Raw genomic sequence first — 20,783 nt, forward strand, 5'->3', positions numbered from 1 at the left:
CGCGCCGAAGTCGACGTGCTGACGCTGACCGCCACGCCGATCCCGCGCACGCTGGGCATGTCGCTCGAAGGTCTGCGCGATTTTTCGGTGATCGCCACGGCACCGCAAAAACGGCTGGCGATCAAGACCTTCGTCTCGAATTTCTCCGACGGCATCATCCGCGAGGCGCTGCTGCGCGAATTCAAGCGCGGCGGCCAGGTGTACTTCCTGCATAACGAGGTCGACACCATCGAGAACATGCGCGAGAAACTGACCAAACTGCTGCCCGAAGCGCGCATCCTTGTTGGCCACGGCCAGATGAACGAACGCGAACTGGAGCGCGTGATGCGCGACTTCACGCAGCAACGCGCCAACCTGCTGCTGTGCACGACGATCATCGAAACCGGCATCGACAACCCGCACGCCAACACCATCATCATCAACCGCGCCGAAAAGTTCGGCCTTGCCCAGTTGCACCAGCTGCGCGGCCGCGTCGGGCGCTCGCACCATCAGGCTTACGCCTACCTGCTGACGCACGGCGGTTACAACGAGGATTCCGGACTGACCAAGCAGGCGCGGCAGCGGCTCGAAGCCATTCAATTGATGGACGAACTCGGCGCCGGTTTCTACCTGGCCATGCACGACCTGGAAATCCGTGGCGCCGGCGAAGTACTGGGCGAAAGCCAGTCCGGCGAAATGCAGGAAGTCGGCTTCAATCTGTTCACCGAAATGCTCAACCGCGCCGTCGCCTCGCTCAAGCAGGGCAAGGAGCCGGATCTCACGCAGCCGCTCGGCATCGCCACCGAGATCAACCTGCACACCCCGGCGCTGCTGCCCAACGACTACGCGCCGGACGTGCATGAACGGCTGACGCTCTACAAGCGGCTGGCCAACTGCAATGCCGTCGATGAGCTGGCCGACATGCAGGAAGAACTGATCGACCGCTTCGGCGAGCTGCCACCGCAGGCCCAGTCGCTGCTCGACAGCCATCGCCTGCGCCTGCTCTGCAAGCCGCTCGGCATCATCAAACTGGACGCCACGGCCGAACAGGTCGTCGTGCAGTTCGAACCGAGTCCGCCCATTGAGCCGATCCGCATCATCAACCTGATCCAGAAGGACCGGAACTACAGGCTCGCCGGACAGGATAAACTGGCATTGAAACGACAGTCTCCGACGCTTGCCGATCGCGTTGCCGCAGTCAAAGACCTGATTCACCAATTGACCAGAAAATAGCCACGAGTAGCCATCACATGAACCACTTCGACATCGAAAACATCAACGTTGCCGCCTTCGACCCGATGCCCTCACCGGAAGAAATTCACGCTGAACTGCCGCTGTCGACAATCGCGGCCAAGGCCGTGATGCAAGGCCGTGACTCGCTGCGCAACATTCTCGACCGCAAGGATCATCGCCTGTTCGTGGTCGTTGGCCCGTGCTCGATCCACGATCCGGTCGCCGGCCTCGACTATGCGCGCCGACTGAAAGCCCTGGCCGATGAAGTGGGCGACACCCTGTGCCTGGTGATGCGCGTCTATTTCGAGAAACCGCGTACCACCACCGGCTGGAAGGGTTACATCAACGATCCGGACATGGACGACTCGTTCCACGTCGATGAAGGCATGAAAAAAGCGCGCCGCTTCCTGCTCGATGTCGCGGAAATCGGTTTGCCGGCAGGCACCGAGGCGCTCGACCCGATCTCGCCGCAATACCTCGGCGATCTCATTACGTGGACGGCCATCGGCGCGCGCACCACCGAATCGCAGACACACCGTGAAATATCGTCCGGCCTGTCCACCCCGGTCGGCTTCAAGAACGGCACCAACGGCGACGTCAGCATTGCCGTCAACGCCATCCTCTCGTCGTCCAGGCCGCACAGTTTCCTCGGCATCAACAGCCAGGGCCTCACCTCGATTGTGCGCACGCGCGGCAACCGCTTCGGCCATGTCGTGCTGCGCGGCGGCGACGGCCGGCCCAATTACGATACGGTAAGTGTGAAAATGACCGAACAGGCGCTGCTCAAGGCCAAGCTGCCGCCGAACATCGTCATTGATTGTTCGCACGCCAACAGTTACAAAAACCCGGAACTGCAACCGCTGGTGATGACCGATGTGGTCAATCAGGTACGCCTCGGCAACAAGTCGCTGGTCGGGGTGATGATCGAATCGAACATCGTCGCCGGCAACCAGCCGATTCCCGAAGACCTGACGCAACTCAAGTACGGCTGCTCGGTGACCGATGCCTGTGTCGATTGGGAAACCACCGAACAAATGATCCGCGAAGCCGCGTTGCTGCTGAGCAACGTGCTGCCGAAGCGGAATCTATGAATACCTGATGCGAACCACGGCGACACAGCGAACACGGCGAAATGCCACTGTTCAAGTATTTCCGCCGTGTTCGCTGTGTCGCCGTGGTTCATTACTTTCACTTTTTTATAAACCAAATCCTTCACTATCACGCAGGAGAACCGTTTGACTTCCACCCGTCCTTTGATCCGCCCGTTCACCGGTCTGCGTCCGCGCAGTGAGCAGGCTAGCGCTGTTGCCGCCCCCCCTTATGACGTTCTCTCCAGCGATGAAGCGCGCCAGCGTGCGGCCGGCAAGCCGCTTTCCTTCCTGCACATCTCCAAGGCCGAAATCGACCTGCCGCCGGAAGTCGATCATTACGCACCTGAGGTTTATGCCAAGTCGGCTGAAAACCTCAGGAAGCTGATCGACTCGGGCGTGCTCTTCCGCGATGCCACGCCCTGCTATTACGCTTACCGGCTGGTGATGGGAGCGCATACGCAGAGCGGCCTCATCGCCGCCGCCTCGGTGGCCGACTACGACAGCAACCGCATCCGCAAACACGAATTCACCCGCCCGGACAAGGAAGACGACCGGGTGCGTCAAATTGAAGCACTCAATGCGCAAACCGGCCCGGTGCTGCTTGCCCACCCGGACAGCGAAGAGGCCGAGCGCCTGATCGCCGTCGCCACCAGCGGCACACCGGTAGCCGATGTGACAGCCGAAGACGGCATTCGCCACACCATCTGGCTGATCGATGATGCCGCCGCGATCAACAGCATCGGCGCCGTCATCGGCGCCATGCCCAGCCTCTATATCGCCGATGGGCACCACCGCTCGGCGGCCGCTTCGCGCGTCGCTGCGGCCCGGCGCGGCAAGGGTTGCCCGGAGTCAACACAATCCTCCGAATATTTCCTGGCGGTGATCTTCCCCGCCCGGCAGATGCGCATCATGGATTACAACCGCGTCGTGCGTGACCTCAACGGCCACTCGGTCGAGGACGTCCTCAAGTCGGTCGGCGAGCGCTACAGCGTTACACCGTCGGCCAGCCCGGTCACGCCGGAACGTACCGGCGTATGCGGCATGTATCTCGCCGGGCACTGGTATCACCTGGCCATCCACCCCGAACTGGTGCCGACGCAAGACCCGGTTCGCCGCCTTGACGTGTCGGTGCTCTCCGAACAGATTCTCGACCCGATCCTCGGCATCGCCGACCTGCGCCGCGATACGCGCATCGACTTCGTCGGCGGCATCCGCGGCCTGGGGGAACTGGAACGTCGCGTCAACAGCGGTGAAATGGCCATCGCCTTCGCCATGCACCCGACGCAGATGGCCGAACTGATGTCCGTCGCCGACGCCGGTGAAGTCATGCCGCCGAAGTCGACCTGGTTCGAACCGAAACTGGCTGATGGACTGGTGTCGCACGTGCTTGATTGAAGGAGATACGCCGGGTTACGCAAAAACCGCTAACCCGGCCTACTTAACCAGACATACTGCCTTGCAATGCCCGTAAACAGGCGATCTGCAAAGGCAATGCCTGGTAAGCCGCATGAACATTGGCTCCTGCGGCACAGGGCTTGAAGATGACCTATTTACGAGCCTCTGCAGTCCTCCATACAAAACTCCGGCCAGCGAAAGCATGAGCGAAAACCTGGATCAACTCGGTGGATTCCTGCGCAATCTGGCGCAGGCACTGCATATCAGCGGCATGCCGACGCATGATATCGAGCGCCACCTGAACGCCATCGGACAGCGTTTCGGCGTGCGCGTCGTCTGCTTCGCCGTGCTCACCATGCTGACCCTGAACATTTCTGCCCAAGACGATTCAGAGCATCGGGTCGAGATGCTGCGCCTGCCCTCCTCCGACTACAACATGGCGCGCCTGATCGCGCTGGAAAAACTGATTCGCGAACTGGAAGGCATCAACAGCCTGAGTCGCTGTACAGCGCAACTCAATGACATCATGAGCGCGCCGCCGCTGTGGTCCGGCTGGCCGTTCGTATGCATGGGCTTTCTGCTTTCCGGCTCGGTGGCGGTCCTGCTGCGTGGCGGCTGGACCGAGGTGCTGTGCGGCGGTCTGGTCGGCATGCTGTTTGTCGGCGCCTACCTGGCGCTGGCCCGTGTGCCGCGCCTGGCGCCGGCGACGCCGGTTATCCTGTGCGCCGGAGCGGCCATCTGCGCCCATGCACTCAGCCTCGTTTTCCCTCAGCAGACGCCCTTCATCACCGCCGTGGCCGGCGTTGTCCTGCTGCTCCCGGGTTTCACCCTGACCATCGCCATGTCCGAACTGGCCACGCAAAACCTTCTCGCCGGCACCGGGCGGCTGGCCGGCGTATTCATGCTGTTGTTCATGATGGGCGCCGGTTTGGCAATCGGCACCCAGATCAGCCAGCACCTGATCCCCGCGCACACCACCGGCACCCTGGCACAACTGCCGGCCTGGGTCATCTGGCCAGCCATCGCCGCACTCGGCATATCCATGCTCGGCGTATTGCAGGCGCCACTGCGCTCGGTGCACGTCATGGTCGGCGGCAGCCTGCTCGGCTGGGCGGTATTTTCACTGGTCGGCGCCGTGCTCGGCAACGTCGTCGGCGCCTTTGCCGCAGCGCTCGCCATCGCCAGCGCAGGCCACCTCTATACCTTCCTTACCGGCCAGCCCGACATCCTGGTAAAAATTCCCGGCCTGATCACGCTGGTTCCCGGCAGCATGGGGTTTCGCGGCCTGCACGCCCTGATGGAAAAAGACAGCGTCGTTGGCGTCGGCCTGATTACCGACATGGTCCTGACCGGCGCCGTGCTTGCCGTCGGCCTGCTACTGGCCGACAACATCGCGCCTTTGCTGTTTGCCCGGCGAAAACGGGATCTGTAAACCCGAATTGTTCTGCTTCTGGTTGTTTTTCCGGCTTTGCCAAAGACAAAAACAAAAACTTATGCGATGCTCGCCCCCATTGGGTTATGACCGTTGCAGACCGTCGACGGCGTAATGCAAATACTTCTTATCACTTTCAGGATGGAGAGCAGAAAATGCCGAATATTTACAAGCAGGATCTCGAAAAGAACACGGCCAACCACACGCCGCTGACACCGCTGACCTTCATTGCCCGCACGGCTTATATTTATCCCGAACGTACGGCGGTGATTCATGGCCAGCGCCGTTACACCTGGCTGGAAACTTTTACGCGCTCCCGTTGCCTGGCCTCGGCACTGGTTGCCCATGGCATCGTCGAAGGCGATACCGTAGCGGTGATGCTCAACAACACGCCGGAGATGGTCGAATGTCACTTCGGCGTGCCGGTCACCGGAGCGGTACTGCATACCTTGAATACGCGTCTGGATGCCGAAACGATTTCCTTCATGCTGGAGCATGGCGAAGCAAAGGTGCTGATCACCGACCGCGAGTATTCGCGCGTCGTCAAGAAGGCGCTGGCAATGATCGAGCGCAAGATCCTGGTCATCGATGTCGACGATTCCGAATACAGCGGTCCAGGCGAGCGGCTGGGAACCATCGAGTACGAGAAATTCCTTGACGGTGGCGCTCCCGACTATCCGTGGAGCGGCCCGGCCGACGAGTGGGATGCCATCTCGCTCAATTACACCTCGGGAACCACCGGCAATCCGAAGGGCGTCGTCTATCACCACCGCGGCGCCTATCTCAATTCGATGAGCAACATCGTCAGTTGGGGCATGCCTCCGCATTCGGTCTATCTGTGGACATTGCCGATGTTTCACTGCAACGGCTGGTGTTTCGTGTGGACCATGGCCGCCAACGCCGGCACCAATGTGTGTTTGCGCCGCGTCGATCCCAAACTGATTTTCGAAGCCATCCGCGAGCACGGCGTGACGCATTACTGCGGGGCGCCGATCGTGCATAGCCTGATGGCCAATGCGCCGGCCGAAGTTCGTGCCGGTATCACGCAAAAGCTTGCCGGCCTGATCGCGGCGGCGCCTCCCCCGGAAGCGGTCATCGAGGCCATGGCGAATATCGGCGTCGATCTGACGCATGTGTACGGCCTGACCGAAACCTACGGGCCGGCCGCAGTCTGTGCCAAACACGACAATTGGGCCGCCATGCCTTTAGCCGCGCAGGTCGAGTTGAACGCCAGGCAGGGTGTGCGCTACCACGCGCAGGAAGCGATCACCGTCCTCGATCCGACCGACATGCAGCCGGTTCCCTGGGACGGCGAGACCATGGGCGAGATCATGTTCCGGGGCAATCTGGTCATGAAAGGCTACCTGAAGAATCAAAAAGCGACCGAGGAGTCGTTTGCCGGTGGCTGGTACCATACCGGCGACCTCGCCGTGATGCACCCGGACGGCTACGTGAAGATCAAGGACCGATCGAAGGACGTCATCATTTCCGGTGGTGAAAACATCTCGTCGATCGAGGTCGAGGACGTGCTCTACCGGCACCCCGCCGTTGTAGCGGCTGCCGTGGTCGCTGCGCACGATGACAAGTGGGGCGAAGTGCCCTGCGCTTTCCTCGAGTTGCGTGAAGGTGCAACGGCCACCGAGGAAGAGGTCATCGAATTCTGTCGCCAGCACATGGCGCGTTTCAAGGTGCCCAAGCGGGTGATCTTCGTTGACCTGCCACGGACGTCGACCGGCAAGGTTCAGAAGTACGTACTGCGCCAGTTGGCCAATTCAACTGACGCGACCTCAAACAGCTAACGGGCATGGCTTTGATAGGTACCCCAAGAAATGAAAGCCCTGCCCGTCCCCCTCACCCCCTGCCCCTCTCCCAGGGGGCGAGGGGAGGTTCGAGAGTCGCTGGCGCGTCTTTCACGTTAATGAGAGCGAATCGAACGTAGCAGATTGACTATGGCAAGGGAACACAGTTTTTGGGGCTGTTCTTGAGAAAACCCTTCTCTGCTCCGTGTTCTCTTGCCTGGCGCCCTTCACTTCATAGTCAGGCTAAAAAAATGCCGCAAAGCGAAAGGGAAGTTGCAGAAGCAGTCGAACGGGCCGTGCGCCGCGCAAGCGGTATCCGTGCCTTGCGCGTTATCCGAAAATTGATTGACGCGGGGAACGAGGAAGAAAGTGCAAACCGGAAAACGGTGAAATGGATTTCGTTCGGTCTTTTGATTTTCATCGCTGCCTTGCTCATATGGGGAACGATTGCTTTTTAGCGCCAAGATAGACTTATGCTGATCGTAATCTTTTCCTGCATATCGCTCATCGCGATAACAACGCTGATCCATTATGAGTTTCTCGGCAGCCTCTATGCCGCGCTGCCTTCCTTCTCGATCCCGAATCGCAATAAATTATTGCTGGTGATTTTCACGGCCTTTGTCGCGCATGCAATCGAGATGGCTGTATACGGAATCTCGTTCTTTTTTCTGGTCATGTACATGGACGTCGGCAGCCTTAGCGGCACAACCGAATTCTCGTTGGCCAATTGCCTTTATTTTTCTGCCGAAACCTATACCTCGCTTGGCTTTGGCGATCTCACTCCCATTGGTCCGATTCGCTTGCTTGTCGGTGCCGAAGCGCTAAACGGCCTACTCTTGATCGGCTGGTCAGGTTCTTTCGCCTACATTGCCATGGAACAGTTCTGGAATGCCGGTGAAAAGGAAAAAAGGTGAGTTTCAGCTTCAACGGAAGGCCATGCACGCCTGCAAGCAAGTCAATGAATACGGTCGTTTACAGAATCAATGCCATGCAAGCCAATGTTCATGCGAGTCTCGCGGAATTGATCGCCAAGAACGCCAATTGACGCGGCTCTCAGCCTGGCACGATACACATCCAGACGAACAATGCCTGCCCTTGCGACTCTGCAAGCTGCGCCAGTTCGGCAAGTGCGGTTAGCTGCTCCAGAACATCTTCGGCAACCCACTGTTCCCTTTCGAACTCTTCGGTCGCGGCCAACTCGCTGGCGATGTTTTCCAGTGCTTCTTCGTCGAGCTCGGCCAGTTTCTCAAGCACCTCGTCGGCAAGCCGAAGAACCACCGTATCCCTTACGGACACATAGACCGGCTCATAAAGATCAAACGCCGTCTGCAGCGGATCACCGGTCAACAGGGAATGGAGAACGGCGATCTTGACCGTATCCAGGCCAAGTGTCTCGATGCCACTCCATTCGTCCAGCGGACAGCCAGACTCGCCGACAGACGAATACTCATCCTCATCGGCAGCGATGATATTGGTTACGATTTCCATTTTTTTATCTCCCTGATCAAGTCAGTGCTTGCACCGAAAACGTTTAGTCGCAGTTAAGGGAAAGCCCCCCTGCGACAATTTGCCGCATTCTCCAAACCGCCGAAGCGTTTTATGATTCTAGCCGAAGATATATCTGCCGCAAGAATCCGTCGCACTTGGGAGAGTCGATCATGCAAAGCAACTTACATAACGTCACCGATGAGGGCAGCGAACTGCCTTCCCTGCTGCTCGGCGCGGGTTTCGCGCTGGCCTCGCTGATCATTTTGCCAGCACTGGCACAGCGTCTGGGCCTCGGAGCCAGCCTGACTATTGCGCTACGCGGCGCTTTGATGCGCGCCTCCAATCGAGTCTGAACCCGCATCGCCCTGCTCGGGCAATATCATGATTAGCTGATCAGCGCCGGGCATTGCGGCATAATGCCGACTCCGCCCGTTCTACCCGCCATGATGACTGCCACCACCCGCCCCAGCCATTTCGTTTTTGTCGCCTTTATCTGCGCCACGGCGCTTTTCATTGCCACCTTCGGCGACGCCTTTTTATTGCGCAAACAGCGCGACGGCGGGATTGGGCAGATGCGCGAGATGGTCAGCCAACTGCAACTCACCGACCTCTGCCTGTTCACCGAAGCCCGTTACACCCGCCACCTGTCGCAGGCCGATCTGCATTCGGCCTTTCAGGACCACCCGCTCGGCCTTGAACATTTCCCGACGGGTTCGCTCGTGCCACCGCCCGCTCACCTGACTGCGACTCATGAACGCCTGGATAGCCAAACAACAGTACCTGATTGATTTCACCCTCGCTTCGCTGGCGCGGCGCAAGGCGAAGAACCTCGGGCTGCTGCTCGTCTACACGCTGATCGTTTTCCTGCTCGCCTCGGTGATGTTGTTCACCCACGCCCTGCGCCACGAAGCGGCACACGTGCTCGACGGTGCGCCGGAGGTTGTCCTGCAACGCATGGTGGCCGGCCGCCACGACCTGATCCCGCCCGGCTACCTCGAACGCCTGGGCCGCATCCGTGGCGTGCAGAACAAGGAAGGCCGGCTGTGGGGTTACTACTACGACTCGGTGGTCAAGGCCAACTACACCTTCATGGTGCCGGGCAAGGAGAGCGTCGCGGCCGGTACGCTGGTGGTCGGTTCGGGGCTGGCCAAGGCACGCGGACTGGCCGTCGGCAACGTCATTTCCTTCCGCTCGTATTCCGGCAAACTGTTCGGCTTTACCGTGGCGCGCATCCTGTCGCCCGACACCGAACTGGTCAGCGCTGATCTGGTGCTGTTGAACGAAGACGATTTCCGCCGCTTCTTTGAAATTGCCCCCGGCTACTTTACCGACATCGCACTCTCGGTGGCCAACCCGCAGGAAGTGCGCAACGTCGCCACCAAGCTGGCGCTGCAATTCCCCGATTCGCGCCCGATCCTGCGCGACGAAATTTTGCGTACCTACGAGTCGATCTTCAACTGGCGCGAAGGCATCGTGCTGGCGCTGGCCTCGCTGTCCATCCTCGCCTTCGCCATCTTCGCCTGGGAAAAAGCCTCCGGTCTTTCGGCCGAGGAAAAACGCGAGATCGGCATCCTCAAGGCCATCGGCTGGGAAATCGGCGACGTGATCAAGATGAAATTCTGGGAAGGCGCGCTGGTTTCGCTGGCGGCTTTCCTGATCGGCTACGTTGCCGCCTACCTGCATGTTTTCCGCTTCTCATCGGCGCTGTTCACACCGGTCCTGAAAGGCTGGGCGGTGCTTTATCCGCGCTTCGAACTGACGCCGGTGATCGACGGTTTCCAGGTGGCAACGCTGTTCTTCTTCACCGTATTCCCCTACGCCGCCGCGACCCTGGTGCCGATCTGGCGCGCGGCCATCACCGATCCCGATTCGGTGATGCGTTGATGAGAAGATTTAATACAAGGACAAGAACCTCACCACCAAGTCACCAAGAGCACCAAGATGCACCAAGATGCACCAAGTTAACGCCTTGTTCCTCTTTGTGAAACTTGGTGCTCTTGGTGACTTGGTGGTGATGATGTTTAACGTTGAACTACGAACTGGTTGATGCGAGCGCCAACATGATCGAACTGAAAGACATCCGCAAGGCCTTCAACCAGGGCCGCGACAACGAATTCCATGCGCTCAACGGCATCGACCTGCAACTGCCGGCACAGCGTGTCACCGCGCTGCGCGGGCCGAGCGGTTCGGGTAAGACGACGCTGCTGTCGATCATCGGCTGCCTGTCGCGCCCGACCAGTGGCCGCGTTCGCCTGAAAGGGCAGGATATTTCGGGCCTGCCCGAACGCTTCCTGACCGACATCCGCCGCCAGACTTTCGGTTTCGTTTTCCAGCAGTTCAACCTGATCAAGGGCTTGTCGGCGCTGGAAAACGTCATGTTGCCAGCCTACCCGCTCGGTGGCGACTGGCGCCAGCTAAAGGAAAGTGCCGAACGCCTGCTCGCCGACCTGCGTATGGCGCACCGCCGCGAGGCGCGTGTCGAGTGGCTTTCGGGTGGCGAGCAGCAGCGCGTGGCGATTGCCCGGGCGCTGATCAACGACCCGGAAGTGATCATCGCCGACGAGCCGACGGCCAATCTGGATACGGCGCTGGCGCTCGAATTCATGGCCATTCTGGAAAAACTTTCAGATAGCGGCAAGACCATCATCCTGACCAGCCACGACCCGCTGGTCGTCGATTCTGCCATCGTGCATCAGGTGGTCGATATGCGCGACGGGCGTGTGTTGCGGCACGACGTCATGACAGAGCACAGCGCTTGATTTTCCAGCCGGCAATCATCGCCCTGCTGCTCGCCTCGCTGGTCTGCGTCGGCCTGCTGGTCGGCTCGGCGCCGTACGCCATCGACATCATCCGTCACTGGAACATAAACAGCGGCAGCGAACGGCAACTGGTGCTGGAACGCCGCACCTACCTGCTGTCCACGCTGCTCACTTTCGTATTCGCCACCCAACTGGTGGCGTTGCTGCTCTTTGTTTTCAACGCCGACAAGATGTCGTCGATGTTCGTCGGGGCGATGTGTGCGGTCGGCACGCTCAACGTCAATGTTTTCGGCTTTCCCGCGCTCATCGCGCAGATCGTCGTGTTCTTCATGGCGGCCAGCTGGCTGGTCATCAACCACGTCGACACGCGCGCCTGCGATTACCCGCTGGTGCGCGCCAAATACATGCTGCTACTGGCCCTGCTGCCCTTCCTGCTGGTCGCCGCCGTTCTCCAGTTGCGCTACTTCCTCGGCCTCAAGGCGGACGTCATCACCTCCTGCTGCGGCAGCCTGTTTTCGGAAGAAGCGCCGGGTGTTACCGGCGATGCCGCCGCCTCGCCGCCGTTGCCGACCATGATCGCCTTTTATGTTTCGCTGGCGCTGGCTACCGGCGCCGGGTTCTTCTACCGACTGCGCCAGCGCGGCGCCTACTTCGTCGCCCTCTTTTCGGCGCTAGCCTTTGTCGTCGCCATGGCCGCCATCCTGTCTTTCATCTCGCTCTACATCTACGAGCACCCGCATCACCATTGCCCCTTCTGCGTGCTCAAACCCGAATACAGCTACCAGGGCTACTGGCTGTACCTGCCACTTTTCATCGGCACCGCCGCCGGCCTCGGCATCGGCGCCATTCAGCCCTTTGCCCGCATTCCCAGCCTGACGAGCATCGTGCCGGCGGTGGCCCGCAAACTGGCAACGCTGGCGACGATCATGTTCAGCCTGTTTGCCGCAGTCGCAAGCTTCATGGTCTGGAACTCCAACCTGGTACTGCTTGAGTAGAAAAAATAGTTGGCGGGCCTGGACACCTCGTGGATAGGCGATCTGCAAGACCTATGGCCTAAGGCTGGCGTATTCATTGGCTCTCCAGCTTGACTTGTTGTAGAACGCCAATTGGCGAGCTCTCCAAGGCAGTCGCAACAAACCCTGACTCTACTAATACTGTACAGGTTAGCTAGTTTTAAGGAAGACACTCATGATTACCGTTACCTCGGTTGAAGCCCAGAATCGTTTTGGCCAGTTACTCGACACGGTCCAGCGCGAGCCGGTCATCATCACCCGACATGGGCGCACGGCAGCGTTCATGGTGTCGCCGCAAGACATGGAAGAACTGAACAATGCACGCAGCAAACGCAGCAAGGCAGTAGCCGAATTCGAGGTGTGGAGCCAGCGAGCGGCGTCAAGCGCGCTGCCGGAAGCGGCTAAGCTGACCGACGAAGAAGTAGTCGGTCTGGTGCATGAATCTCGATGAGCGCCTTGCGGCGCGCTTTCGCCCATGGCAGGGCGTTCCTATCTTGACGCCGTCGGCGTATGTTGCACTGGTGGGCGTATGAGCATGCATCAGAAAATCAGGTTCAAGGCTGAAAACCGTGGTGCGTCCCCGATTATTCGCCCGATTATTCCTGACGAAAATCAGTCACCTGGAAAGCGCGGTATTCGCCAGCAGGCGTGACTGCGTAGGAACGATCGCCAGCAAGGGATGTCAGTCAAGCTTGGCGACAGGATGGACCGGATTGAAAAACTGTTGCAGAACGTCAGAACTTGATCAATCTGGCACCGGAAACAAGGAATAGGCCACGGTTTTCCGGGGCTATGGGCAGAAACCGTGGTCTCCCCTATTTCACTTTCACTTTCACTTTCACTTTCACTTTCACTTTCACTTTCACTTTCACTTTCAAAAGGATAAATCATGAAAGCAAATCCAATCGTTTGGTTTGAAATCTATGTGCAAGACATGCCACGCGCCAAAGCTTTCTATGAAGCTGTGTTTGAAGGAGGACTCAGCAAACTGCCAAATCCAAATCCAGACACCTTTCCAGACCTGGAGATGTGTGCGTTCCCAAGTTCTATGGAAAACTACGGTGCAACAGGCACTTTGGTAAAAATGGCAGGTTGTTCCTCTGGTGCTAACAGCACGCTGGTGTACTTCCACTGCGAAGACTGTGCTGTTGAGGCCAGGCGTGCCGCTGCCAGCGGTGGCAGTATCTTCAAGGAAAAGATGGCTATCGGCGAACATGGCTACATTGCGCTGGTGTACGACACTGAGGGCAATATGATTGGTCTTCATTCAATGCAGTAAAAAAACAAGAAGAACCGGCGTCCCCGGTTCTTTCAGTCTTGTCTTCAAAACAGCTTGGTTTTTCCCACCTAAAGGGGTCAGCATCGCATTCATTCTCGCCAAATTCGATGCTGACCCTTTGGCTGACTTACTAAATACCGCTCACTACCATCGGTGGCGACACCCCCAACAAGCGGAGCAGGTTTTGACACCACAACATTCGAGCTAATTACTGGCATGACTGTGCTAAAATTTGGCACATGTCAATCGCCTCTGCACTTTTCTCAGACAGCCAGTCCCGTGTTCTGCGCTGGCTGTTTGGTCAGCCCGACCGGATGTTTCATCTAAGCGAACTGCGTCGCCTTACCGGATTAGGCAGCGCCTCCCTGCAACGGGAATTGAATCGCTTAGCCGAGGCAGGCTTGGTAAATTCAGAGCGTTCCGCTAATCTGCGCCGGTTCCAGGCGAACCCGCAAAGCCCGGTTTTTAGCGAATTGGTCAGCCTGACGCGCAAGTTACTCGGAATTGAACCCTTGTTGCGTGAGGCGCTATTGCCCCTGGTTCCTGCGCTTCAAGCCGCCTGGGTTTATGGTTCTGTTGCCAAACAAACCGATACCGCGCAAAGTGACATCGATGTCATGCTGATCGGAGAGAACCTGTTGCTGGGCAGCATCCTGGAATTACTCCTGCCGCTTGAAGCGCAACTGGGACGAAAAATCAATCCGACCTGCTACTCGTTGGCCGAATTTGAGCGACGCCGCGCAGACCCCGATTCGTTCGTTAGTCGAATCCTCACGCAACCCATCCTTCCCTTGATCGGTGATCCCAGTGGGCCTGCCCGCACTTGATAACTTGTTGCGTATCGGCCAGCTGAAGGCCGAACCGCGTAACGAAATAGAGGTCAAGAGGATGCTGGCAATGGCGCAAACGCGTCTGATCGATGCACAACTGGTCAGTCTTTCCACCGAGGGCCGCTTCACCAGCGCCTACAACGCGGCCCACGCCGCAGCCTTGGCTGCCCTTCGCTGGCATGGCTATCGCAGCGAAAACCGCTATACCGTGTTTCAGTGCCTCACACACACCTTGAGTTGGCCAGCATCCCGCTGGCGAGTACTTGACGCAGCGCACCAGAAAAGGAATCTCGCGGAGTATGAGGGTTTCCTGGAAGTTGAAGAATCCTCCATCTCGGAATTATGTGCCTTGGTGACCGACCATATCGCCGACGTGACCAAGCTGACCGGGATGTAATCGACCAGATGAGGCGGACAATGACCTATCCAATAACCAATCCCGTAGCGTGGTGATAACCTCAAACAACAGGCTCGGCAAGTTGGCAAGTGCAGTTAAATCGAAGAAAGTATTGTTGACTGACTTCGCTTCGTTCAACATTGCCAATTCCAGCCTTGATCTATTCAAAGTCCGACATGCCAGAATTACGCACCTTCATGCTTCCACTGCTCGCCGCACTGGCGCTCACCGCCTGCGGTGGCGACGACCCAACCAGGCTGAACACCGGCGATGCCGCCCCGGCCTTCACCACCACCAGCCTCGGTTCGGCAAGCGTCAAATTTCCCGATGATCTGCGCGGCAAGGTGGTGGTCATCCGCTTCTGGGCCGACTGGTGCCGCTATTGCGAAAACGAGATGAAGGCCATCGAGCGGGTCTGGCAGCGGCACAAGGGCGAGGGGCTGGAAGTACTGGCGGTCAACGCCGGACAGAGCAAAGCCGAAGTCGAGGCGTTCATCAGGAAGATCGGCGTCACCTACCCGGCGCTGCTTGACGAGCAGGCGGTGATTTCGAAAAAATATGGCGTACTGGCCCTGCCTACGACCTACTTCGTCGGCAAGGATGGAACGATCCGCGCAAAGGTCATTGGCGAGGCGGACGAAGCCACGTTTGAACGTGTGGCAATGGAATTGTTGAAATGAGATTGAAATGAGCCAGCCCTGCGACCTGTGCGGACTCGACTGTGGCGTCAAGCCCTTCACCTTGGGCACACCCGAAAAAACCCTGCTATTCTGCTGTGAAGGGTGCAAGGGGATTTACGAAATGTTGCACGAGATCAATGAAACGCAGGACAGACCGGCACAGAATGACGCCAGGAAATCCTGAAAAGTGAAAGGAAACACCATGAACACGATGATCAACGAAGCGGCCGGCAAAATGCCGCAAATGATGGATTCGATGAGCCACATGATGAGCCACCCGGCCGCCAAGGGTGCGGCGATGGCCGGCGCCGGTTACGTGGCGCGCGGCATCGTCACCCGTTCGCTGTTCGCCAATCCGCTGCTGGTGCTTGCGGTGGGCGTCGCCGGCGGAGTAGCGGCGGGCTACCTGTTGCACCAGTACCGGAAGGAAATCGTGCTCGCCGTTTCCAAGGCTGCCGGCATGAGCAAGGACTTCGCGCTGCAGCAGAAAGAAAACCTTGCCGACCTGATGGAAGAGGCGAAGGAACAGGAAGCCGAGGCAGCGCAGCCGGCTACGAGCGTTGCATCTCCCGAAACGCCTGCTGCAACCGCCACACCCGAGGCTCCGGCCGCCTGATCTTTAAACGCACGGAGACTGGCCATGAGCCTTTCATTCAACGCGGATGCACTGGCCAGACAGATCATTGTCCGCCATCGCGAGTCGGGGCATATCCGTTTCGCGCTGCCTGCCGAAATTTGTTCTGCGACGGCGACAGCGGCGCTGAACGAAGCCCTGCGCGCCCAAAGCGGCGTTTATCGCGTCACGCTCCATGCCAGTGACGGCAAACTCTCGGTGCTCTACGACGAGCATGTGTGCAGCGTGCATGACGTGGCGCGGAGACTGTTTTCTTCGCTGGCGACACTGCCGGCCAGCAACGAGAATGCAGCGGATCTGCCCCTCGAAGTCGTTGTCGCCGAGCGCCTTTCCGCCGGCGTGCAAACGCTCGAAACCCGTACCCGCCAGCAGTTCCAGCACCTGCTGCAACGCCTGTCGCACTACCGTCAGTTTCGTGTCATCCAGGCGCGCGTGCAGCCGGTACTGGAAAGTGCGCTGACCGAAAAGGCGATCACCAATTTCCTCAACGACCTGCTCGCCTTCTACCTGATCCGCGTGCATTGGGATCTGATCACCCAGCGCTGGCTGCGCGAGCCGCTGAAGTTCCGCAATGCCTGGCTGTCGGTGTTCTACCTCGTCTTCCTGCTGGTGCGCTATCGCAAGACGGTGGCCAAAAAATGAGTGACGCCGCATTCAAGCACTTCGGCGTCGCGCACCGTTTGACGCGCCGTGTGCGCCTCGTGGCGCCACCGCTCATCAAGGAGGCCGAGCGCTGTTACATCCTCGAAATCCTCCTGCGCAAACGGCCGGAGATCAAGGAAGTTCGGGCGGTTCCAGAGATCGGCTCGATTTCCATTCATTACGACCCAGAGCGCCTGTCGGAAGCGCGTTTGCTGGCCACCGTCGATGCCGTGCTCGGCAACCTGATCACGCGCCCGAAAGCGCCCGCAGTTGAAACAACACCAATCCTCGACGGGCCACGGCAGGAATTCTCGCTGGCCATCGAAGGCATGAGCTGTGCCTCATGCGCGCTGCTGATCGAAATGTCCTTGCGCCGCGATCCGCGCATCGAAACCGCCAACGTCAATTTCGCCGCACAAACGGCACTGGTCAATGGCCGCATCAGCCGCGAGGAAGTATTCCAGCGAATCGGCAAGCTCGGTTACACGGCGCAGCCGATGGATACGCTGGCGCAACGCCGGCTGATCGTCGAGCGCGAAAAGGAGCAACTGGCGCTGGCCAAACGCCGGGTGCTGGTTTCGGCCGCGCTGAGTACGCCGGTGATGCTGCTCGGCATGGTCATGCACCACTCGCCGACCTTGCGCCTGGCCGAATTCGCGCTGGCCACGCCGGTGCTGTTCGGGCCGGGCAAGGAGATTTTCAGGAAGGCTTGGACGCTGGCGCAGCAGAAATCGGCCAACATGGATTCGCTGATCGCGCTCGGCGCCGGGGCGGCCTACCTGTACAGCCTGCCCGGTCTTTTCCGCCGGCCGCATCACGTTTACTTCGAAGCGGCGGCAGGCATCATCAGTTTCGTCCTGCTCGGCCGCTTTCTTGAAGAACGCGCCAAAGGCCAGGCCAGCGCGGCGATCCGCAAGCTGATCGAGCTGCAGCCGGAGACCGCCGTGCTGCTGCGCGACGGTGAAGAACATGTCGTGCCGATTGATGAAGTGCTGGTCGGCGATGTGCTGCGCGTTCGCCCTGGCGACAAGATCCCGACCGACGGCGTGCTGCTCGATGGCCGCTCCGAAGTCGATGAAGCGATGCTCACCGGCGAGTCGTTGCCGGTCACCAAGCGCGGCGGCGACAAGGTTTACGGCGGCTGCCTGAACGGTAACGGCAGCTTCACGCTGCGTGCCACGGCGATCGGGCCGGATACGGTACTGGCCGGCATCGTCAAGCTGGTCGATCACGCGCAGGGTGCCAAGCTGCCGGTACAGAAACTGGCCGACCGCATTTCAGCGCGCTTCGTCCCGGCGGTTGGCGGCATTGCCGGGCTGACCTTCGTCGGCTGGCTGCTCGCCCGCCACCACCCGGCCACCGCGCTGGCGCATAGCATCGCCGTACTGCTCATTGCCTGCCCATGCGCGCTCGGGCTGGCGACGCCGACGGCGATCATGGTCGGCACCGGGCAAGCGGCACGGCGCGGCATCTACATCCGCAACGGCGAAGCGCTGGAAACCGCGTCAATGCTGAGCACAGTGGTTTTCGACAAGACCGGAACCATCACCGAGGGCAAACCGGTAGTCACCGACTTCATCGCGCTGGAAGGTGTCGATGAAGCCGACCTGCTGGCCTGCGTGGCCGGTGCCGAAGCCGGCTCCGAGCATTTTCTGGCCCGCGCCATCGGCGCCTGGTGCCAGGCCAAGGGCATTGAGCCGGTGCTGTGCAATGACTTCGCCGCCCTGCCCGGACGCGGCGTCCAGGCAACGTGCGACGGCAAAAAGTTACTGGTCGGCAACGCTGCGCTGCTTGAAGAAGCCGGCATCGCCTGCACGGCGCAACAGGCCCAGGCCGAGGCGCTGGCCGAACAAGGCAAGACGCCGGTTTTCGTCGCCCAGGACGGCGTTGTCGTCGCCCTCTTCGCCATCGCCGACCAGCCGCGCCACGGTGCGCGCGAGGCCATTGCCCTGCTGCATCGCATGGGCATCGAAACGGTCATGGCCACCGGCGACGTCGATGCGGCGGCAAGGCACATCGCCGGCCAGGTCGGCATCGACCGTGTCATCGCCCGCGCCACCCCGGCAATCAAGCTGGAAGTGATTCGCGACTTGCAGGCGCAAGGCAAGCGCGTCGGCATGATCGGCGACGGCATCAACGACGCCCCGGCACTGATGGCCGCCGATGTCGGCTTTGCCATTGGCGGCGGTGCGGATATTGCTGTGGAATCGGCCGACATCACGCTGGTCGGCGGCGACATTTCGCGCGTCGCCTCGGCCATTCAGCTGTCACGACAAACGATGAAAGTCATCCGCCAGAATCTCTTCTGGGCGCTTGGCTACAACGTGGTGGCGATCCCGATTGCCGCCGCCGGGCGGCTGAACCCGATGATCGCCTCAGCGGCGATGGCGCTCTCCTCGGTATCGGTGGTAACCAACTCGCTGCGTCTGCAGAAGCGCTGATTTCTGCCCAGTCAAGATCAAATGCCTCACCACCAAGTCACCAAGAACACCAAGGCACACCAAGTTAAATTCCCTGGTTTCCCGGTTTTCTTGGTGCTGCTTGGTGCCCTTGGTGACTTGGTGGTAAAGCCCTTGCTTTTACCTTTGCCTTTGCCTCTCAACATGACTCCCTTATAGATGGATCACAGCCAGCACCAGATGCTCGCCGAGTTCTCCTATGGCCTAGCCTTCATGACCGGTGTGCTCGGCAGTGGGCATTGCCTTGGCATGTGCGGCGGGCTGGTCTCGGGCTTTTTCATGAAGCTCGGCGCGAAGAACTTCACGCCCTACCTCGCCTACCATCTCACCCGCGTCGGCGTTTATGCCTTGATCGGCCTGATCGCTGCCGGGCTCGGCACGGTGCTGGTGCAGACCGGCGCTTTCGGCCAGTTACAGGGCCTGCTGCAAATCGTCGCCGGCCTCGTCGTCATCCTGCTCGGCCTTGACCTGCTCGGCGTTTCGCCGATACGCAACACGCTTCGCTTTGCGCCGCTGGCCTGGCTGCGCCGGCAGTTTGTCGCCGCCACGCAACGCGGGCCGCTGCTCGGCGCAATGATCGGCGGCGCGATCAACGGCCTGATGCCGTGCTCGATGACGATGGCCATGGCGGTAAAAGCCACCACCGCGCCCTCGCTGCTGGAAGGCGGGCTGCTGATGCTGGCGTTCGGTGCCGGCACCCTGCCCTCGATGCTCTCGGCCAGTTTCCTGTTCGGCAAACTCGGCGTAAAAACGCGCGGCTGGCTGCTCAAGGGCGCCGCCCTGTTCGTCATCGCCCTCGGCGTTTCAACGCTCTGGCAGGGTGTTCGCTACTACACGGTGATGCAGCGTCTGATCGGCTGACGAGATTGGCTGCGACAATTTGCCGCACGCTGCGCCCATTGGAAATGTTTACTATCCAAGAACAATGCCGAAATGTCATTCGGCCCGTTTTTTCAACCTAACGGCCATGGCTTTGAAAGGCGACCCCAATTATGAAAGCCATGCCCGTTTCCCTCACCCCCGACCCCTCTCCCGAAGGGCGAGGGGAGGTTCGAGAGTCGCTAGCGCGACTTCCACACTAAGGAGCCACACCATGAATCGCCGTGACCTGATCAAACTCTCGCTGGCCAGCACCGCCGGCACGCTCATCGCCAGTTCGGCACACGCCCAGCAAGCCTGCGCTACCGATGGCACACCAGCCCAATTCACACCGAAAAAAGCGGCTGATGCCAAGCCGCAGGAAAACGACATCGAAAAGTTTCCGAAATGCCCTTACTGCGGCATGGATCGTAAGATGTTCCACCACTCGCGCATGCTGATTCAATTCAGCGACGATCTGCCGGACGGCACCTGCTCGCTGCACTGCACTTCGATCAGCCTGGCCGTGAACATCGACCGCGAACCCAAGGCCATCTGGGTCGGCGACAATGCCTCGGCGGCCGAGATCAAGCCGCTGGTCGAAGTCGACAAGGCGACCTTCCTGATCGGCAGCCAGATCAAAGGTGTCATGACCAAGCGCAGCAAGATTGCCTTCGGAAATGAAGCCGCCGCCAAAGCAGCGATGGCGGCCAATGGCGGCGAACTGGGCAACTTCGACAAGGCCCTGCTGGCGGCTTACACGTGCTTTGTTTACCCCTACAAGCCAAACCCACTGGTACTGCTGGGTTTATAGT

General features: G+C 59.6%; 24 protein-coding genes. 23 read left to right on the top strand and 1 reads right to left on the bottom strand.

Annotated features, from left to right (window positions below):
* The 7 genes from ACOYNV_RS18630 to ACOYNV_RS18660 form a co-directional block, all read left to right on the top strand.
* Positions 1 to 1,212: TRCF domain-containing protein (locus ACOYNV_RS18630; RefSeq protein WP_422901307.1), on the top strand; the 1,212-nt coding region annotated here is incomplete at its 5' end.
* A 17-nt stretch (positions 1,213 to 1,229) separates the two neighbouring features.
* Entirely contained in the window at positions 1,230 to 2,303 is a 1,074-nt protein-coding gene (locus tag ACOYNV_RS18635) for a 3-deoxy-7-phosphoheptulonate synthase (RefSeq protein WP_422901308.1), read from the top strand.
* 144 nt (positions 2,304 to 2,447) lie between these two features.
* Entirely contained in the window at positions 2,448 to 3,698 is a 1,251-nt protein-coding gene (locus ACOYNV_RS18640) for a DUF1015 domain-containing protein (protein ID WP_422901309.1), read from the top strand.
* Between the two features lie 202 nt (positions 3,699 to 3,900).
* The gene (locus ACOYNV_RS18645; RefSeq protein WP_422901310.1) at positions 3,901 to 5,130 is read left to right on the top strand and encodes a threonine/serine exporter family protein; all 1,230 of its coding nucleotides are present in this window, start codon (positions 3,901 to 3,903) and stop codon (positions 5,128 to 5,130) included.
* A 155-nt stretch (positions 5,131 to 5,285) separates the two neighbouring features.
* Entirely contained in the window at positions 5,286 to 6,929 is a 1,644-nt protein-coding gene (locus tag ACOYNV_RS18650) for an acyl-CoA synthetase (RefSeq protein ID WP_422901311.1), read from the top strand.
* A 251-nt stretch (positions 6,930 to 7,180) separates the two neighbouring features.
* The gene (locus ACOYNV_RS18655; RefSeq protein ID WP_422901312.1) at positions 7,181 to 7,387 is read left to right on the top strand and encodes a hypothetical protein; all 207 of its coding nucleotides are present in this window, start codon (positions 7,181 to 7,183) and stop codon (positions 7,385 to 7,387) included.
* A 15-nt stretch (positions 7,388 to 7,402) separates the two neighbouring features.
* Positions 7,403 to 7,843, top strand: a complete 441-nt coding sequence (locus ACOYNV_RS18660) for an ion channel (protein ID WP_422901313.1) — start codon at positions 7,403 to 7,405, stop codon at positions 7,841 to 7,843.
* Positions 7,844 to 7,982: 139 nt separating this feature from the next.
* Here the strand turns inward: ACOYNV_RS18660 and ACOYNV_RS18665 are convergent, their stop codons facing one another.
* A complete protein-coding gene (locus ACOYNV_RS18665) occupies positions 7,983 to 8,417 on the bottom strand; it encodes a hypothetical protein (RefSeq protein WP_422901314.1) in 435 nt (144 codons plus the stop codon).
* A 170-nt stretch (positions 8,418 to 8,587) separates the two neighbouring features.
* Here ACOYNV_RS18665 and ACOYNV_RS18670 point away from each other — a divergent pair, with 170 nt between their 5' ends.
* From ACOYNV_RS18670 to ACOYNV_RS18745, 16 genes are all read left to right on the top strand, one after another.
* Positions 8,588 to 8,770 carry a hypothetical protein gene (locus ACOYNV_RS18670; RefSeq protein ID WP_422901315.1) on the top strand — a complete coding sequence of 61 codons (183 nt, stop codon included), beginning with the start codon at positions 8,588 to 8,590 and terminating at the stop codon, positions 8,768 to 8,770.
* 63 nt (positions 8,771 to 8,833) lie between these two features.
* Positions 8,834 to 9,205, top strand: a complete 372-nt coding sequence (locus tag ACOYNV_RS18675) for a hypothetical protein (protein ID WP_422901316.1) — start codon at positions 8,834 to 8,836, stop codon at positions 9,203 to 9,205.
* On the top strand, positions 9,168 to 10,301 hold the full coding sequence (locus ACOYNV_RS18680; protein ID WP_422901317.1) for an ABC transporter permease: 1,134 nt from the start codon (positions 9,168 to 9,170) through the stop codon (positions 10,299 to 10,301). The genes ACOYNV_RS18675 and ACOYNV_RS18680 overlap by 38 nt, the downstream gene beginning before the upstream one ends.
* Positions 10,302 to 10,444: 143 nt before the next feature.
* The gene (locus ACOYNV_RS18685) at positions 10,445 to 11,176 is read left to right on the top strand and encodes an ABC transporter ATP-binding protein (protein ID WP_422901318.1); all 732 of its coding nucleotides are present in this window, start codon (positions 10,445 to 10,447) and stop codon (positions 11,174 to 11,176) included.
* Entirely contained in the window at positions 11,173 to 12,171 is a 999-nt protein-coding gene (locus ACOYNV_RS18690) for a hypothetical protein (RefSeq protein ID WP_422901319.1), read from the top strand. The genes ACOYNV_RS18685 and ACOYNV_RS18690 overlap by 4 nt, the downstream gene beginning before the upstream one ends.
* A gap of 193 nt (positions 12,172 to 12,364) precedes the next feature.
* Positions 12,365 to 12,640 carry a type II toxin-antitoxin system Phd/YefM family antitoxin gene (locus ACOYNV_RS18695; RefSeq protein ID WP_422901320.1) on the top strand — a complete coding sequence of 92 codons (276 nt, stop codon included), beginning with the start codon at positions 12,365 to 12,367 and terminating at the stop codon, positions 12,638 to 12,640.
* Between the two features lie 438 nt (positions 12,641 to 13,078).
* Positions 13,079 to 13,468, top strand: coding sequence for a VOC family protein (locus tag ACOYNV_RS18700; RefSeq protein WP_422901321.1), 390 nt, complete (start codon positions 13,079 to 13,081; stop codon positions 13,466 to 13,468).
* Positions 13,469 to 13,707: 239 nt separating this feature from the next.
* Complete coding sequence (locus ACOYNV_RS18705) at positions 13,708 to 14,295, top strand: MarR family transcriptional regulator (RefSeq protein WP_422901322.1); 588 nt, start codon at positions 13,708 to 13,710, stop codon at positions 14,293 to 14,295.
* On the top strand, positions 14,276 to 14,695 hold the full coding sequence (locus ACOYNV_RS18710) for a hypothetical protein (protein WP_422901323.1): 420 nt from the start codon (positions 14,276 to 14,278) through the stop codon (positions 14,693 to 14,695). The genes ACOYNV_RS18705 and ACOYNV_RS18710 overlap by 20 nt, the downstream gene beginning before the upstream one ends.
* Positions 14,696 to 14,892: 197 nt before the next feature.
* Positions 14,893 to 15,375, top strand: coding sequence for a TlpA family protein disulfide reductase (locus tag ACOYNV_RS18715; RefSeq protein WP_422901324.1), 483 nt, complete (start codon positions 14,893 to 14,895; stop codon positions 15,373 to 15,375).
* 7 nt (positions 15,376 to 15,382) lie between these two features.
* Positions 15,383 to 15,559 (top strand): hypothetical protein, encoded by a 177-nt coding sequence (locus tag ACOYNV_RS18720; RefSeq protein WP_422901325.1) that lies wholly within the window; start codon positions 15,383 to 15,385, stop codon positions 15,557 to 15,559.
* Positions 15,560 to 15,577: 18 nt separating this feature from the next.
* Positions 15,578 to 15,991 (top strand): hypothetical protein, encoded by a 414-nt coding sequence (locus ACOYNV_RS18725; RefSeq protein ID WP_422901326.1) that lies wholly within the window; start codon positions 15,578 to 15,580, stop codon positions 15,989 to 15,991.
* 24 nt (positions 15,992 to 16,015) lie between these two features.
* Positions 16,016 to 16,651 (top strand): hypothetical protein, encoded by a 636-nt coding sequence (locus tag ACOYNV_RS18730; protein WP_422901327.1) that lies wholly within the window; start codon positions 16,016 to 16,018, stop codon positions 16,649 to 16,651.
* A complete protein-coding gene (locus tag ACOYNV_RS18735) occupies positions 16,648 to 19,092 on the top strand; it encodes a heavy metal translocating P-type ATPase (RefSeq protein ID WP_422901328.1) in 2,445 nt (814 codons plus the stop codon). The genes ACOYNV_RS18730 and ACOYNV_RS18735 overlap by 4 nt, the downstream gene beginning before the upstream one ends.
* 177 nt (positions 19,093 to 19,269) lie before the next feature.
* Positions 19,270 to 19,971 carry a sulfite exporter TauE/SafE family protein gene (locus ACOYNV_RS18740; RefSeq protein ID WP_422901329.1) on the top strand — a complete coding sequence of 234 codons (702 nt, stop codon included), beginning with the start codon at positions 19,270 to 19,272 and terminating at the stop codon, positions 19,969 to 19,971.
* A 232-nt stretch (positions 19,972 to 20,203) separates the two neighbouring features.
* On the top strand, positions 20,204 to 20,782 hold the full coding sequence (locus ACOYNV_RS18745) for a nitrous oxide reductase accessory protein NosL (protein WP_422901330.1): 579 nt from the start codon (positions 20,204 to 20,206) through the stop codon (positions 20,780 to 20,782).
* The last annotated feature ends 1 nt before the right edge of the window (position 20,783 follow it).

Origin of the sequence: Propionivibrio sp. (genome assembly GCF_049316945.1) — a bacterium.
Lineage (GTDB): Bacteria > Pseudomonadota > Gammaproteobacteria > Burkholderiales > Rhodocyclaceae > Propionivibrio.